The sequence below is a fragment of the Pusillimonas sp. ANT_WB101 genome (genome assembly GCF_008369125.1).
Lineage (GTDB): Bacteria > Pseudomonadota > Gammaproteobacteria > Burkholderiales > Burkholderiaceae_B > Allopusillimonas.
In genome coordinates, this window is record NZ_VOAY01000001.1 from 698,961 (window position 1) to 713,782 (window position 14,822).

At 53.5% G+C, this 14,822-nt stretch carries 15 protein-coding genes; 7 read left to right on the top strand and 8 right to left on the bottom strand.

What is annotated here, in order from left to right; translation table 11 throughout:
* Positions 1 to 185 precede the first annotated feature (185 nt).
* Positions 186 to 611 carry a universal stress protein gene (locus FQ179_RS03340; protein WP_149395846.1) on the bottom strand — a complete coding sequence of 142 codons (426 nt, stop codon included), beginning with the start codon at positions 609 to 611 and terminating at the stop codon, positions 186 to 188.
* 133 nt (positions 612 to 744) lie between these two features.
* On the opposite strand from FQ179_RS03340, the gene FQ179_RS03345 reads away from it, so the two are divergent.
* From FQ179_RS03345 to FQ179_RS03355, 3 genes are all read left to right on the top strand, one after another.
* Positions 745 to 2,541 carry a glycoside hydrolase family 15 protein gene (locus tag FQ179_RS03345; protein ID WP_149395847.1) on the top strand — a complete coding sequence of 599 codons (1,797 nt, stop codon included), beginning with the start codon at positions 745 to 747 and terminating at the stop codon, positions 2,539 to 2,541.
* Positions 2,542 to 2,639: 98 nt separating this feature from the next.
* Complete coding sequence (locus FQ179_RS03350; RefSeq protein WP_149395848.1) at positions 2,640 to 2,936, top strand: acylphosphatase; 297 nt, start codon at positions 2,640 to 2,642, stop codon at positions 2,934 to 2,936.
* A 98-nt stretch (positions 2,937 to 3,034) separates the two neighbouring features.
* Positions 3,035 to 3,262 carry a hexameric tyrosine-coordinated heme protein gene (locus FQ179_RS03355; RefSeq protein WP_149395849.1) on the top strand — a complete coding sequence of 76 codons (228 nt, stop codon included), beginning with the start codon at positions 3,035 to 3,037 and terminating at the stop codon, positions 3,260 to 3,262.
* 187 nt (positions 3,263 to 3,449) lie between these two features.
* Here the strand turns inward: FQ179_RS03355 and FQ179_RS03360 are convergent, their stop codons facing one another.
* A complete protein-coding gene (locus FQ179_RS03360) occupies positions 3,450 to 4,286 on the bottom strand; it encodes a hypothetical protein (protein WP_149395850.1) in 837 nt (278 codons plus the stop codon).
* A gap of 339 nt (positions 4,287 to 4,625) precedes the next feature.
* Between FQ179_RS03360 and FQ179_RS03365 the strand changes: the two genes are divergently transcribed.
* From FQ179_RS03365 to FQ179_RS03375, 3 genes are all read left to right on the top strand, one after another.
* The gene (locus FQ179_RS03365) at positions 4,626 to 5,729 is read left to right on the top strand and encodes a DUF1176 domain-containing protein (RefSeq protein ID WP_149395851.1); all 1,104 of its coding nucleotides are present in this window, start codon (positions 4,626 to 4,628) and stop codon (positions 5,727 to 5,729) included.
* Between the two features lie 76 nt (positions 5,730 to 5,805).
* A complete protein-coding gene (locus FQ179_RS03370) occupies positions 5,806 to 6,798 on the top strand; it encodes a lysozyme inhibitor LprI family protein (RefSeq protein WP_149395852.1) in 993 nt (330 codons plus the stop codon).
* 256 nt (positions 6,799 to 7,054) lie between these two features.
* Complete coding sequence (locus tag FQ179_RS03375) at positions 7,055 to 8,110, top strand: tetratricopeptide repeat protein (protein ID WP_188074488.1); 1,056 nt, start codon at positions 7,055 to 7,057, stop codon at positions 8,108 to 8,110.
* Positions 8,111 to 8,383: 273 nt separating this feature from the next.
* Here the strand turns inward: FQ179_RS03375 and FQ179_RS03380 are convergent, their stop codons facing one another.
* From FQ179_RS03380 to FQ179_RS22575, 5 genes are all read right to left on the bottom strand, one after another.
* Complete coding sequence (locus tag FQ179_RS03380) at positions 8,384 to 9,205, bottom strand: hypothetical protein (RefSeq protein WP_149395854.1); 822 nt, start codon at positions 9,203 to 9,205, stop codon at positions 8,384 to 8,386.
* 233 nt (positions 9,206 to 9,438) lie between these two features.
* Positions 9,439 to 10,497, bottom strand: a complete 1,059-nt coding sequence (locus tag FQ179_RS03385; protein ID WP_149395855.1) for an alcohol dehydrogenase — start codon at positions 10,495 to 10,497, stop codon at positions 9,439 to 9,441.
* Positions 10,498 to 10,511: 14 nt separating this feature from the next.
* A complete protein-coding gene (locus FQ179_RS03390; protein WP_149395856.1) occupies positions 10,512 to 11,726 on the bottom strand; it encodes an ABC transporter substrate-binding protein in 1,215 nt (404 codons plus the stop codon).
* A gap of 460 nt (positions 11,727 to 12,186) precedes the next feature.
* Positions 12,187 to 12,753, bottom strand: coding sequence for an alpha/beta hydrolase (locus tag FQ179_RS22570; RefSeq protein ID WP_255474816.1), 567 nt, complete (start codon positions 12,751 to 12,753; stop codon positions 12,187 to 12,189).
* Positions 12,728 to 13,144 (bottom strand): hypothetical protein, encoded by a 417-nt coding sequence (locus FQ179_RS22575; RefSeq protein WP_255474817.1) that lies wholly within the window; start codon positions 13,142 to 13,144, stop codon positions 12,728 to 12,730. Before FQ179_RS22575 ends, FQ179_RS22570 begins: the two co-directional genes overlap by 26 nt.
* Positions 13,145 to 13,529: 385 nt before the next feature.
* Here FQ179_RS22575 and FQ179_RS03400 point away from each other — a divergent pair, with 385 nt between their 5' ends.
* A complete protein-coding gene (locus tag FQ179_RS03400; RefSeq protein ID WP_149395857.1) occupies positions 13,530 to 13,733 on the top strand; it encodes a hypothetical protein in 204 nt (67 codons plus the stop codon).
* Positions 13,734 to 13,847: 114 nt separating this feature from the next.
* On the opposite strand, the gene FQ179_RS03405 is transcribed toward FQ179_RS03400, so the two are convergent.
* Positions 13,848 to 14,777 carry a DUF808 domain-containing protein gene (locus tag FQ179_RS03405; protein WP_149395858.1) on the bottom strand — a complete coding sequence of 310 codons (930 nt, stop codon included), beginning with the start codon at positions 14,775 to 14,777 and terminating at the stop codon, positions 13,848 to 13,850.
* Positions 14,778 to 14,822: the final 45 nt, after the last annotated feature.

Sequence of the window (14,822 nt, forward strand, 5' to 3'; positions counted from 1 at the left end):
CGCACGGCGTTTGCGCAGGGTGTTGTGCTTATGCGCCAGTCGATGAGCCAAATGACACGCCACTGAACGTCAGCAACTGAGCAGCAAGCCACTGAATGTCAGCAACTGGATCACACGCCACTGAAAAGCACCGCACTGAACAGCACGCCACTGAACGGCATGTCTGCTGCCCTGAAAGCGGCGTGTTACTTGATGAGCGTAACCGGGGTATCAGTCAGACTGATTACCTTAGTGGCAATCGATCCGAGCACGAGGCCAGTTATTCGACCAAGCCCGCGTGTGCCCATGAAAATATTGGAGCAGCCTTTAGTGCGTGCATAACTGGCGATGGTGTCGGCCACAGGGCCAACCACGACTTCAGTCTCGTAGTTAACGCCTGCTTTTTCCAGATATTCTTTAACCGGTGCCAGCGCCGTGCTGCCTTCGTCCTGGTAGTACTCTTGTAGTACTTCGGCCGAGAAAAAGCGTTTGACATTACCCGAGACAATAGGCGGCTGTACGTTGATGACAAGCAGTTCAGCGCCATTGATAAGGGCAGCCGCTTTAACAGCGGCCGCTACTGCGCGAACTGATGCCTCGGAACCATCTACTGGAATCAGGAATTTATTCATTTATGCCTCGTTAACGTTTAAGCATGTTTACAAGCCCAAGCGTGGTTTCTGCTTGGCGCGTATGGATGACTGTTTTATATTAAAAGCTTATTGTGTTCGTTGATGATGATCTGAATCAACCTCTTGGAGGACTATGGCCGCCCCTATTGAAAACTATGCATTGCTGGGCAATTGCCGCACTGCTGCGCTGGTGTCAAAAGAGGGTGCCATAGAATGGTTGTGTTTCCCACGCTTTGATGCCCCTGCCTGTTTCGCCGCACTGCTGGGTACATCAGAAAATGGGCACTGGAAAATTTACCCCACAGGTAACGTGCGTGCTGTGCACCGCCAGTATGTTGATGGCACGATGATACTCGAAACCACCTTTATCAACGATGACGGTGAGGCCAAGATCGTCGACTTCATGCCATCAACATTTACACACTCCAGTGTGGCCCGTATTGTGGTGGGGCTAAAGGGCAAGGTCACATTCGACATGGACCTGGTTATGCGTATGGACTATGGCCGTACGGTACCCTGGGTAGAGCAGCATGGTCCGCACACACACACGGCCGTCGCTGGGCCCGATATGCTTGTGCTCCGTAGCCGCGTACCAGTCACCGCCCAGGCGCAGCACTCGGAGGCACGGTTCAGTGTAAGTGCTGGCGAGAGCAAAAGCTTTACGCTTACGCATCAGCTTTCGCATGAGCCTATCTGCGATGCGTTTGATGTGGATGAAGCGCTGACCAAGACCGAGTATTTCTGGCGACAGTTTTCTGATCGCTGCCCTGACACGGGGCCCTGGACCAACCTGGTCAAGCGGTCTCTCGTCACACTTAAAGCACTTACTTATCTGCCTACGGGTGGCATTGTTGCGGCGCCCACTACTTCGCTGCCAGAGCATATAGGTGGCCAGCGCAATTGGGACTACCGGTATTGCTGGCTGCGCGATGCCACCATGACGTTGATGGCGTTCATGAATCTTGGGTATTTTGATGAAGCGCGCGCGTGGCGCGACTGGTTGACGCGATCAGTGGCGGGCAACCCCGATCAAATGCAGATAATGTACGGCCTGGGTGGTGAGAGACGGCTTAGTGAATACGAGTTGCCGTGGCTGCCTGGGTATGAGGGCTCAGCTCCGGTGCGCATTGGCAACGCTGCGGCGACGCAATACCAACTTGATGTGTACGGTGAAGTGGCTGATGCCATGCAACAGGCCATTAAGGGACGTTTGCCTTCGCATCCGCGTATCGAAGCCATTGCCGAGGTAATCGTGCCATTTTTGGAGCAGGCCTGGCGTCAACCTGATGAGGGGATTTGGGAGATCCGCGCTGAAAAACAGCATTTTACGCATTCCAAGGTGATGGCCTGGGTAGCATTTGATCGTATTGCCCTTGTGGCGTCGGGCATGAGCAATGGGCAGGCTTTTTCTGACAACTGCCGGCGTGTTGCCAATGAGATCAAGGAAGAGGTCTGCCGCGAGGCCTTCAACCCCAAGATCAACAGTTTCGTCCAGTACTATGGTTCAGATTGTCTGGATGCCAGCTTGTTGCATATTCCGTTGACGGGGTTTTTGCCAGCGGATGATCCTCGCGTTATAGGTACGGTAAAGGCCATTGAACAACGTCTGACGCGCAATGGTCTTTTGCTGCGCTACGAGACGGAGCACGGGGTAGACGGGTTGCCAGTGGGCGAGGGCGCGTTTCTGGCGTGTTCGTTCTGGCTGGCTGATGTGTACGTGCTGCAAGGTAGAGATCAAGACGCCCGTGCGCTGTTCGATCTTCTTGCAGGCCTGTGCAACGATGTAGGTTTGCTGGCCGAGCAATATGACCCTGAACAGCGACGTATGTTGGGCAATTTTCCGCAGGCGTTCAGCCACGTGGGCATTATTAACACGGCATTAAACCTGCACCGCGCGAAGGCCCCTGCGCAAGCGCGTGCCTCGGCGTAACGCAGCAGGCCCATGTGCATGCGGTCAGGTCTGGTATGCTCGCGGTTTACTGAACAATTCTCAATTTATCGTGTTCAGTTATTAATGTGTTTTCAATAATGAATAAGCTTCCTAGTAATCACAATACCGAAACCATTGTCGTGCGGGTTACCGGCCATGTGCAGGGCGTGGGTTTTCGAGCCTCTGCCGTGCGGCAGGCCCACCTTTTTGGCGTTAAAGGCTGGATCCGCAGCAATGAAGACGGGTCGGTCGAAGCGTTGCTTCAGGGCGATCATGAGCAGGTTGACCGCATGTTGTCGTGGCTCCACGCCGGTCCACCGGCCGCCCGTGTCAATGAAGTAACCCACGAACAGTCGCTGCAAGAGCGTCACTACGATCGTTTCGAGCAGGTCTGACGTAACGCTTATTCTTGCTAGGCGTAAGGTTATCAGTGGGGTAGGATTGGTTGCTGTGGCATAGTATTGCCACACAAATAATCTCAAGGAGACCTTACATGGCAGATAATTGGCTAACCTCGCTTCAGACGGCGACACCGCAAGAAGGTTATGAGCTTGCAATCAAGCTTTCCCGCATGGCCATCAAATATACGCAGCCATCGGCTGACGTACGCGATAAGTTGCGGCCAGAATATGGCGAAAACGCTGACGCGCTGATTGCGGTATCCCAGGTCGTTGCCACCAACTTCCAAACTGTTGCAGCCGCCAATGCGTACTGGAAATAGTCCCTGTAGCCGGTAGCGGCCTGGCCTATCCAGCATGTCATGTCAGGCATGTTTGATATGAACTGATCCATGCGCGCGTGCAGCGCCCCTTGTGGCTGCACGCGGCCCACGGTAATAACACTAGCAGTCGTGCCAGGCAAGACTTGGTCTCTACTTGCGTGCACCGCCTTTTAGGGCTGCACGAGGTCTAGGTAATAACACGGGCGACCGTGCCCTCGCCGTTGATGGCAACGGTGAGGTTGCCGTGCTGGCCATCGGTCCATTCGCTTTCATCCTGCAGATTGTCATCGCGTGACGCATAGACACCACATAAAAACCGGCTGTCTCCGAGCGTTGCGGGCCGTAAAGCGGTGTATGCCAGTTTGGTGACGAGCCCGGCAGTGTCTATACCCAGGGCGAGCGAATGGATAGCCTGGTTGTCGTCTGTGAAGGTACAGGCCGCGGTTTCTTGGGAGAATTTTCCGGGTGTTTCGGTGTCTGTATTTTGAACCACCAAACGCCGCTCGCCATCGGAAGGGGTATGTATCAGGAAAGCGTCTTTTTCCCAACGTAGCGTCATGGTGTCTTCGTCGCCAGTTCTGTATGGGTATTCTGTCATCACAAATGTTTTGCCGGTCCAGTTGGCGATGTATAAAATGCCATTGCGTTCGGTGCCTATGTCCAGCGTCATGATGTGGCCGTCCCAGAACTGCAGGCCTTCGCCGCCTACCCAGGCGCTCAACATATCCACTTCAAAAGGCCAGGCCGTTGTGACTGTGTTTGTGGCTTCGCCGCTTATAAAACGTTGCTCGCCGAGCACTGGGTTCTCGGTGTCGGTCTCAGTGGCTGGCGTTACGGCATCTGCCGTTGGTGAGCAGATGTCGAGACGAAATTGTCCGTGCGCTGAGGAAAATACTTGTTCGTCTTGAGAGCATTCCATTTTGAAATTTTTGTTTGCGGCAGCGGAGCTGACTTCTGGTAAAAATACAGTGGTCAAAATGACTACGGATGCAATCGACAAATACCTATGAGTATGCGGGGCCATCAGGTTTCTCCTGAAGAACGAAACGCGATTTATGCGTTTTCTGGAAGGTGGTCCCTCCATTTTTAACGGTCGTTTCGGTATAAGCTAGGTCATGGTGGCCAATTTTTGTTTTGGGGTAATACCACCTAACGCCATAAAAAGGGTTTTACAACAGCCAGAGCTTTATTTTAATAAAGCATACCGTATATGCGGGGTTAGGCTAATATAAATCGGGCTTTGTCTTGATTTGCTGTTATGTCGTTCCCGGGTAAAAAACCTGTTTACCGTTGCGATCTTGCAGGATAATGTATCGGTATTATTACAATACAAAAATAATAAGGGGCGGCATTGAAAAGCACCATGCTCATAGCAGGGGTTCTGGCCAGTTTCTCAGCAGCATGGGCTTCAACAATGTGTGTTGCTGCTGCCTTACGGCCAATCGAAGTTCAGTTTGGTGACTGGACTGCAAGCTGCTCAATAATCGAGCAATCTTGCGGCGCCGCTACGTACAGCATGGAAGGTGGTGCAACCCTGACGTTGCAGCGATTTAACGTGCCGGATCGCAACTGGCAGGTGCGTCTGTATTCTTCCGATCCCAAAGCTCAAGATGCCAAGGCTATTCAGGTTGTCATTGGATCTGCTCATATTTCTCTTCTTGCGGCAAAAGACTGGCAGTCGGGTACACGACCAAATGAAATTGTGCTGATCTCGCCTGAGTCAGCCGATATGGTTTTTACCGGGCTGGTTCATGGCATGAATATGACACTGGCCGCAGGAGAGCCGGGCACAGTCAGCCGCGATTATTTTTCGCTAAAAGGGGTATCGGCTTCGCTATTGTGGATTGATGAGCAGCAGAACCGGGTTGGTTCCGCTCGTCAGACTGAAACGCCCAAAAGTCTTGCGACGGTTGTCCCTGCTGTTCGTAAGGCAAGACGATATTTTGAAGGTGAGGGCGAGGCAGACGATGCTGGGCCGACAGCGCATCTCGATACCCTTCCGTCCGCCGTAATCGCGTTGCGACGTGACGACAAAACCTGCAGCCCATTAACGATTAAGGCAGGCGAAGACGATGACGAAGGCTATGGCGTACAGTGGCTGGGTGCGGATACGGCCATGTTTATGGTCCCTTGCTTTGCCACACCTCGCGAACCCATCAACCGCTATATTCTGGCCACGGCGCCCGATTTCACCGATGCCCGAGTTCTGGCTTTTCAATCCTGGGATGAGAGCCTCTCACCGCCCGGCCCGTCTCGCAAACGTGGCCGGGATGTTCCCTGGCTGAATCTCGACCCGGTATTTAGCAGGCTGTCTGCCACGCAAACAGATAACTATGGAACGCTCATGCAAACATGGCGTTGGGACGGGAGCGAGGCACAATTGATTGAGGTTAAACAGAAACACTGGCAGGGGCAGGTTGAAGGCCCATGGTCGGTACTTTGGCAGGCCCCTGCTTCACAGCGCTAACGTTTGCCGTTATCGATCGGCGGCAGAGGGCGAGCATTCGAAAAAAAAAGTACATGTATACGGGAAGACTAATTTCATGCATATCAAAACCTTGATCGTATTTTTGCTGTTTCTGGTGGGCTTTTCCGGTGGCGCACAGGCGGCCAGTTTTGATTGTGACAAGGCAGTAAGCGACGTGGAGAAAATGATCTGCGCTGATGACACGTTGTCGAATCTCGACATTGCCTTGTCCTCTGAGTATCGTCGCACTGTGTTTCGTTCAGATGATCCTGCGACGATCAAGACGGCACAAAGAAGCTGGCTTAAAACTACGCGCAATGTGTGCCAGACCGTGCAGTGCCTGAAAGTTGCCTACAAACAGCGCCTGCTTGATCTGCAGGCCATACCGATTACGTATGCAGATTTGAATACAGCTGTTGACGCAACCTGCCGTGAAATGGCTGCCTTTGAGTCGTACGACACGCCCGGTATGTGCCGGTTAAGCGAATCGGGGTCTTTCGGGGTAATGGATGATACCGGCTTTTATTACGCACTGTACTGCGTGCATGATTGGCCGCCGGGAGGAGGGCCGACGGATTGCATGGTCTCATCTATGGCGTTATTTGCACGAGACCAAGTTTCGGATGTTGTTGAAAGGTTTCATGAACACGCGGCAGATGCGGGAAGCTACTTCTCAGTTCCTTATATTTTTACCGACGAAGATGGCACGTTTCTGGTTTTACCGGTGAGGGTAAGTGGTACCGGCAATTTCAATGTAAATGATTACTTTATCCGCCGACAAAAGCGCTGGGTACTCATGGATACGGAAAGCTGGCTGAACGACCTGAATCTGTACATTCCTTCAGGGCTAGAAATATGGAAGGGTGTTGAGCCAGACATGGCGTCTATGACCGCCAGTGCTGCCCTGTATCGGCCTTCGGATGGTAACTGTTGCCCCACCGGAGGCAGCATCGCCATCACGCTAATGGTTGTTGGCAATCGTTTGGCCATCAAGTCGGTGGAGATTACCGCAGCTGAGCCTGAGTCTGAATCCGAGCTGGAGTCCGACCCCAAGTCGGAACCAAAGTAGGAACCAAAGTAGGAACCAAAGTAGGAACTCAAGTAGGGGCTCAAGTAGGACCAAGTCTGGGCGCGAGTCCCGACCCTAGTCGATGACAATGCCCTGTTCCATGTCAGGAACAGGAACAGGCACAAGGACGGGCACAAGGGCGGAGCATAAACAGGAACAGGAGCAGAAGCAGAAACAGAAGCAAAAGCTCGCGCTGTGGCTGGGTTTGCATTCGACGGTTGCTGTGTCAACCGCACAGAATACCTGGGAGAGTGACATGCTTAAATTTGCAACGGTAGTTCTGGCGATATTAATAACAAGTGCAGGCGCTGCAGCGCACGCAGGGTACGACGAGGGTATTAATGCGGCCGATCACGGTGACTTCACAACTGCTCTGAAAGAATGGCGGCCATTGGCTGATAAGGGCGACGCGCGTGCTCAGTTTCGTATGGGCCTTGCGTATGACGAAGGGCAGGGTGTGCCTGCTGACTCTGCCGAAGCCGTACGCAGGTATCGTTTGGCTGCAGAGCAGAATAATGCCGATGCCCAAAACAATCTTGCTTATGCTTACAGCGCGGGTGAGGGCGTAGAAAAAAACGACGAGGAAGCACTCAGGTGGTATGAACGCTCAGCAACTCAAGGCCAGGTCTGGGCGCAGTACAATCTGGGGGTCAGGTATGAGATAGGGCGAGGGGTAAAACAGAACTATGAGCAGGCGGCCCGCTGGTATCAGTTGTCGGCCCAACAGGGTCATCCTCTGGCAATGGCAAATTTAGGATTGATGCTTACTGAGGGAAGTGGTGTCAAAAAAGACTTACCGCTTGCTGCTCAACTGTTTCGCTTGTCGGCCGAGCAAGATGTAGATATAGGTCAACATAATCTGGCGCTGGCGTATCGCCTAGGTCGCGGCATTGAGCAAGATTTCGACCAGGCACACTTCTGGTATTTGAAGGCCGCAGCTCAGGGGTATGCGCCGTCCGAACATAATCTGGGTGCCATGTACGAGCGAGGCCTGGGGGTCGGAAAAGATTACGACAGCGCCATGAAATGGTACAGAATGGCGGCGCAGCGTGGGTTTGCCTTAAGCCAGAATGCCATAGGGCTTATGTATGTGCGTGGTTTGGGTGTGCCTGTTAACAAGGTGGCAGCAGGTGCCTTGTTTATGCTCGCTGCCAACAATGGGAATTCGCTGGGTGCGCAAAATCTGCAGCGCGTACAGCAAGACCTTAGCCCACAAGATCTGAAGCGCGTACAGGCTCTGGCTGAAGCGATGATTGATCTCGATCAGATGTTGAACGAGCTGGATGAATATTTAAAAACCATATCAGCGTAGTAAAAATTAGCGTTTCAGCCGTTCACGCTCACAAAAAGTGAATCGATATTCCTGTTGAGCACGCACGCCACAATGGCAGGCCTGGCCATCAGGTGCTTTGGTCTCGTTTTGAACCACTGAATACGGCGAAGATGTACAGGGGAAAGCCCATCGCTCACGCTCACCACTGCGTCTGTAATCGCTCTTGTGCCCCTGGTCCGAGTTCCACGCCCCAAGCGCCAAACCCTAAGTGCCAAACCCTAAGTGCCTAACCCCAAGTGGCGAGTGCCATCATTAACGCCTGAACGCCGCCAGAATTTTGCCCCTGAACGCCAGCGTCAATGTGACACACACTGCACAGGAAACGGCAATACTCAGCGTCAGGTGCGCGCTCATATGGGGAATAAGCAATGCTATGGTCGCGCAGAAGGCCGCGAGACTACCGGTGCCCAGCATGATGGAGTGTATGGTGGCAATAATGCAGCTGGGGCCGAAGCGTTGATGAATGGTGATGGTCATTACCGTAAACCCTACCGGAAATGCCAGAATAAGCCCCGAGCCCATAGGCCCGATCCAGTGGCTGGCTGTGGTAACGGTGGCGACCAGCACTCCGGCGATTATGCCGCGCAACAGCAGCAGGCCGAAGCCGGTTTTGCCTTTGGCCGAAACAGTATCAGACAGAAAGCGAGCCCCATATCGCCAGCATGTCGCCGTAGTGAGAACAAACAGGCCCAGATTAATCCATGGCAGCGGCGGAAGAAATCGAAAGAGCAGGGCAAAAAATAGCCAGGCCATACACGCGATACCCAGGCAGACTATGGGGCGGCACCGCTTTGCTGTCATCATGTAAGCCAACAGAAAGAACTGCGTCGCACATAAGGACAGCAAGGCGTAGGAGGCCGCCTGAGACACAAACGGCGCTGTCGCCTGCTTGCTAAGAAAGAAGAAGCCAGGCCCCAGCGTAATGGGCAGGCCAGCCAAGGCACCGCCGATGAGCGGGCCAAATACGCCGACGGCCCAGGTAACAGCCATCACGATGAAGGTGGTAGCCAGCATGCGAATAGCTAACTCTTGCAAGGAGATGTCGGGGAGTGCGGCTAGCAAAGCGTGCAGCATGCTGATATATGCCTAAAAATGATGGCGGTAAGGCTACTCAACCGGAACGGCTCAATCTACACGCTTTATGGTCTGACGGCTAACCTGCAGTATGTGCTGATCCTCTGCTTGACTCATGCAAATATCGGCCTGTCTTAGAAAATGCTAACCGCGACGACGTGCACGCGCAGCGTCTTCTGAGGTTATTGCGCCTGCTTCGGCAATAACTACAGTGCACGTCTGAGTGCTGCTATTTACCGCACCAGAACAGCCCGACCTGTAATCCCGCCTCGCCGCAATAATGACAAGGTGCTGTCAGCCTCGTCCATGGGAAAGGTCGTTATGGGTATCGGAGCCACTTTGCCTGTTTTGACCAGTGCAATCAGTTCGCGCAGTTCTTCCAGGTTGCCCACGTAGCTTCCGATAATGCTGGCTGCTTTCATCGGAATCAGAGCCAGTGGCCATTGCGAAGCGCCTCCGAACAGGCCAATCAGAATCAGTTTTCCTCCCTTGATCAGACAGTCGAACGCGGTGGAAGTCGTTGCTGGTGCGCCGACCAGATCAATGGCAGCGTATGCAGATGAGCCGCCAAGGGCTTTGATAATCTGTTGGGTCGCGTCAGGGGCAGCGCCATCAATGGCTGCGAGTGCGCCGGCCTTTAATGCCGCCTCTCGCTTGGCAGGGTCAATGTCTACCATGACAGCACCCGCGCCACCCAGCGCAGAAAGAAGCTGTAAACACATCAAGCCCAGGCCGCCTGCTCCCATGATGACGATAGGATGGTTCTGATAAATATCTGCGCCGATTTTCTTGAGTGCAGAATACGTGGTCAAGCCTGAGCAGGCAAAAGGTGCGATCTGCGATGGGTCAAGATCGCCGATATCGATGAGGTACTTGGCATCTGGCACGATCATGTATTCGGCATACCCGCCAGGGCGATGTACGCCCAGACAACGCGGTGCGCCGCAGTGGTTTTCTGCGCCCGAGTTGCAGGCAGGGCAGTTGCCACAACCTATCCACGGGTAAACCAAGTACTTGTGACCTAGCTGCACACCGGTCGCGTCTGGGCCGCAGGCTTCGGCGACTCCCACTGTTTCGTGCCCGGGCGTCAAGGGAAGCTTTACCCCCCGGTCTTTAAGCGACAGCGTACGGCCATTGCCCAGATCGTAGCCACCTTCCCAAAGATGGATGTCGCTATGGCAAACACCAGCGGCACTTACCGAAATGAGTACTTCGCCGTCTTTCGGTGTCGGTTTGGCCATATCAAGCATTTGAAGTGGCTCGCGAAAATTTACCACGCAATAGCATTTCATCGTTAGGCTCCGGTTTAATTGTTTTTGACGAGAGGGCATTCACTGCTGGCTAGGGGTACGAACAACTCGTCGCCGGGCACAATATCCAAAATCTTGTAAACATCATTAGGTGATTTTGATTCGGCGGGTTTCTTCACCTCTACTTTGTATACGTCCATGATGACGCGGCCATCTTCCGGGCGTACGCGCGCGTTCTGAATCAGCTTCGACTGTACCGGCATGGCACGCAATTTTTTGTTCACCGCTTGGCCATCAAACGTGCCGGCTGCCTTGACGGCGTCCAGGTAGTGCAGTGTAGAGACGTACGACAAGGCTTGAACCATGGAGGGTGCGCGTTCAAAACCGGTGGCTTTTTGCCAGCGCTTTGTCCAGGCGCGGGTGTCGTCATTCGCGTCCCAATAAAACACTGTTGGAAACGTGAGGCCTTGGGCGTAGTTCAACCCCATGCCCATCACATCATTGATGAAGACAAGAAAGGTAACCAACTTCTGTTTCCCCGCAGTTATACCGAAATCTTGCGCTTGTTTGATCAATGTGATCAAGTCGCCGCCTGCACTTGCAAGGGCGACGATATCTGCACCAGAAGACTGGGCCTGCAATAGGTATGAGGCAAAATCTGAGGTACCCAGTGGGTGACGTACGCTGCCAAGGAACTCGCCGCCGCCCTTTTTGATAAATTTTGCGGCGGTCTCTTCCATTGTTTTGCCGAAGACGTAATCGGTGGTGATGGCAAACCATTTCTTACCGCCAGCCTGAATGGTGTTTTGCACAACGGCATTGGCCAGTGCATAAGTGTCTGGCGCCCATTGTGTGGATATGTCTGTGCACTGTTTGCCGCTGAAATCACCCGCAAAGCCACCGCTAATCAAGGCGGTTTTGTTCTTTTCCTTGGCGATATGCATGGCGGCCAAGCCCGTGGAGCTTGCCCCTCCGTCAACAATCGCTACCATGTTCTCTGTGTCGAACCAGTTTCTGACCATTGTTGAGGCGATGTCTACTTTGTTCTGTGTGTCACCCCCGATTACTTCTATCTTTTTGCCAAGCACCGAGCCGCCGAAATCCTCGACGGCCATTCTCGCAGCAATTTCAGAGCCTAAACCACCAAGATCAGAATAAATTCCCGAGCGATCATTCGATACGCCTATGCGAACGACGTCAGAGTTTTGTGCAAATGCGGAGGCGGAAATTGCCAAAGATGCGCAGGCGAGTGCGATAAAACGATATTTCATGCTGTCTCCTAATTGTTAGTATGTTTTTGCTGCAAGGGATGATGCGACTTCGTGTTGATAAAAATGGCTGCTGTGTCAGCGCGGCTTGACGATGATCAGGATTGCGAATCGCCTTCAACGAACAATGTCATTGACGATGTGAGAGGGTGTTTGGTTGCAATATGACCCAAAGCGAAGGTGTCGCTTGTTGGCCATCGCAGCGGTGGAGTTGCGTGTGAAACGGCAGGCATTGCAGCTCTGGTTCTTAATGTTGTTAGAAAATGCCAGGTGTTGCGGGGGGCGAGTCATGCGCAAGGTTTTTCGAAAGTATTAATGCGGGTCGCAAGAGGCTGAGCATATACGACACGCAGAATTCAAGCATTGGTATTTCTACGAATTGCCCCCTGTTGAACGGTACCGCTACACATCAGCGAAGAGATGATTCAGGTTGCGCGATGAGTCGGTTTTTGGGTAGAGGATGTCAACGCTCAACCGCAATTTGCAGGGCACGTTCGAGCGAGACATGGATCATGTCGCCATGCCCGTATTGTGGAAACGCTTCATATGTAACCAGTGCGCCGCCTTGGCGCAAGCCTTCGGCGATTTCTTTCACGGCTGCGCGTGAGTCTATGCCAGCGCTGTTTGCGGGTACGGGCGCTGGATCAGACGGCAAGGCCCTGGTGGCCGCACGCGACCTGCCGCTTACCAGGATGGCAACGCGTTTGCCCGCAGCGCGAGTTTTATTGAAGCCACGCCAATCGCGCATCAAGGCGCCATCATGCCACCAGGCAGAAGGGTCGCCGGCGATGTAACGGGAAAATGCGTCTGGCTGCGTAAACAAGGTATACAACGTAAAGAGGCCGCCGTAAGAGTGACCCCACAGGTATTCGCGATCTGGGTTGATGGCTGCACGCTCGCGCACCAACGGTTTAATCTGCGAAATAATAAAGTGCAGGAAGATGTCGGCACCACCGCCGAGCCGTCCGCGCACCATGGGTTGGGTAATGAGCGTGCCGTTGTCGTCATAAACGGGGGGGTGTGTAGTCATATGAGCGCGCGACAACATCGTTGCGAAAGTCGGTGTCGTAGCCAATGGCAACGAGTACGGGCGCGTTACTAGCAGACACAGCGGCGAGATCGTTGCCGGTAAGTGTATCCATGGCAGCATTGCCATCCAGCATATACAGCACCGGGTATCCCGCATCCGGCGCTGCTGCGCGAGGTATGGAAATTTCAATCCGGTAGTGGCGCTTACCGTAGGCTGAATCAATATGGTGCCGTTCAAAACGATACAGCGCTGACGGACGATTTGCGATGGTTTCCCCAACTACTCTGTCAGCTCTGTTGGGTGGTGCAGGGACAGCATGGGCCAGTGCAAGGGTGGGGCCAAGCAAGCACAGGCAGCACAGCATAAACTTGATGAACGCAAACAATCGCAAAACTCAGGGCCCCTGATATGGGTGGTATGGCCCCGCTAAACCTTCGCACGCAAGATCAACAGCGGCAATATCGTGGCTGCGGTATCCGATCGGCCCTCGAGTAGTATGCCTGTCAACAGTGTGTTCAGCTGCTGAGATGTATGCGGTTGAACTTGGGCACGCTAAAACTGGATGGCTAGGCGGGTAGTAAAGCGTTACCGCACAAACAGAAACGCGAACCATTCTCGATAGTATATTGCACGATGCGATTTACACCGAAGGTTTAGCCCGCTGGCGTTGCCCAATGTCGGCGACCATAGACGGGCTTAGCATTGACTCGGCCAACCGCAATCTATCTCTGCAGCATGCGCTATTATTCTGTTTACAACTTAATGGAAGCGACATTATGTCCAGAAAAAACACAGAAGAACCCGATCCGGACGAAGTCGCCCTGATCCAGTGGTGCACCGAGGTCGAAGAGCTATTCGTGCAGGCTGGCGCCTCACGCAATGATGCGCAGCAGCATATCGAAGACGAGGCTGAGTGGTTTACCGATATGTTTTATGAAGGCCTGACACCGGCGGAAGCCGCCAAAGCCGCGCTTAATTAAGCCACTTAAGGCGTCCATGACCCTGAATGCTTGCATAGACACCAATCTCATGCTGTGCAATCCAGAGGTCGTGCCGGTTCAATAAGGGTTTTGCCCGCGTATGCTGGCGCACTCTTAGTGCGCAGTAGGCCGCAACTTTTCCACCAGCGAAACCAACGCTACGACGACGCCTCCAGCAATGATGCCAAAGAGGGCACCCAACAAGCTGGGTGCCACCATGCTTAGCAATGGGCCTGGCCCGGCCAGGGTATCCAGGCCCGCCGACCAGTGTTCGAACAGATGGTGCACCGGCCCTATGCCGTGTACCAGAATCGAACCACCCACCATGAACATGGCAGCAGTGCCTACGACAGACAGCGTCTTCATCAAATAGGGGGCACTACTGATGAGGGCACGACCTGTGGCGCGCGCGAGGACATGGCGTTTGCGGCATAAATACAAACCAAGGTCGTCCAGCTTGACGATGCAACCCACCAAGGCATAGACGCCGACCGTGACGGCCAACGCAATAGCACTCATGACTACCACTTGTTGCACCAGTGAGGCCTGAGCCACTGCACCAAGGGTGATGGCAATGATTTCCGCAGAAAGAATAAAGTCAGTGCGTATGGCGCCTCGGATTTTCTTTTTCTCGTAAGCCACAGGGTCTGTGCTCGGGTTATTCAGGGCCTGCTGGCGCGCCTCATGCTCGATGGTTTTAACATCGTGCCCATGCAAAAATTTATGCGCAAGCTTCTCAAAGCCCTCGTAGCATAAATAGGCGCCGCCCAGCATAAGCAGCGGGGTAATTGCTGCTGGCACGAAGGCACTGATGAGCAATGCAGAGGGCACCAGAATCAGTTTGTTGATCAGTGAGCCCTTGGCGACAGCTGCCACAACAGGCAATTCGCGGTTAGCGGCTACGCCGGTAACTTGCTGCGCGTTCAGAGCAAGGTCGTCGCCCAGTACACCCGCCGTCTTGCGCATGGCAACTTTAGTCATCATCGACACGTCATCGAGTAACGTGGCAATATCGTCGAATAATGCGAAAAAGCTGCCGGCCATGTTGGGAGTCCTTGCTATTCAGATGGACTTGCTGTTTTATGTCAT

Excerpts from the sequence above, each read along its gene's own strand:
- FQ179_RS03340 (WP_149395846.1), bottom strand. The coding sequence starts at position 611 with ATGAATAAATTCCTGATTCCAGTAGATGGTTCCGAGGCATCAGTTCGC.
- FQ179_RS03345 (WP_149395847.1), top strand. The coding sequence starts at position 745 with ATGGCCGCCCCTATTGAAAACTATGCATTGCTGGGCAATTGCCGCACT.
- FQ179_RS03350 (WP_149395848.1), top strand. The coding sequence starts at position 2,640 with ATGAATAAGCTTCCTAGTAATCACAATACCGAAACCATTGTCGTGCGG.
- FQ179_RS03355 (WP_149395849.1), top strand. The coding sequence starts at position 3,035 with ATGGCAGATAATTGGCTAACCTCGCTTCAGACGGCGACACCGCAAGAA.
- FQ179_RS03360 (WP_149395850.1), bottom strand. The coding sequence starts at position 4,286 with ATGGCCCCGCATACTCATAGGTATTTGTCGATTGCATCCGTAGTCATT.
- FQ179_RS03365 (WP_149395851.1), top strand. The coding sequence starts at position 4,626 with ATGCTCATAGCAGGGGTTCTGGCCAGTTTCTCAGCAGCATGGGCTTCA.
- FQ179_RS03370 (WP_149395852.1), top strand. The coding sequence starts at position 5,806 with ATGCATATCAAAACCTTGATCGTATTTTTGCTGTTTCTGGTGGGCTTT.
- FQ179_RS03375 (WP_188074488.1), top strand. The coding sequence starts at position 7,055 with ATGCTTAAATTTGCAACGGTAGTTCTGGCGATATTAATAACAAGTGCA.
- FQ179_RS03380 (WP_149395854.1), bottom strand. The coding sequence starts at position 9,205 with ATGCTGCACGCTTTGCTAGCCGCACTCCCCGACATCTCCTTGCAAGAG.
- FQ179_RS03385 (WP_149395855.1), bottom strand. The coding sequence starts at position 10,497 with ATGAAATGCTATTGCGTGGTAAATTTTCGCGAGCCACTTCAAATGCTT.
- FQ179_RS03390 (WP_149395856.1), bottom strand. The coding sequence starts at position 11,726 with ATGAAATATCGTTTTATCGCACTCGCCTGCGCATCTTTGGCAATTTCC.
- FQ179_RS22570 (WP_255474816.1), bottom strand. The coding sequence starts at position 12,753 with ATGACTACACACCCCCCCGTTTATGACGACAACGGCACGCTCATTACC.
- FQ179_RS03400 (WP_149395857.1), top strand. The coding sequence starts at position 13,530 with ATGTCCAGAAAAAACACAGAAGAACCCGATCCGGACGAAGTCGCCCTG.
- FQ179_RS03405 (WP_149395858.1), bottom strand. The coding sequence starts at position 14,777 with ATGGCCGGCAGCTTTTTCGCATTATTCGACGATATTGCCACGTTACTC.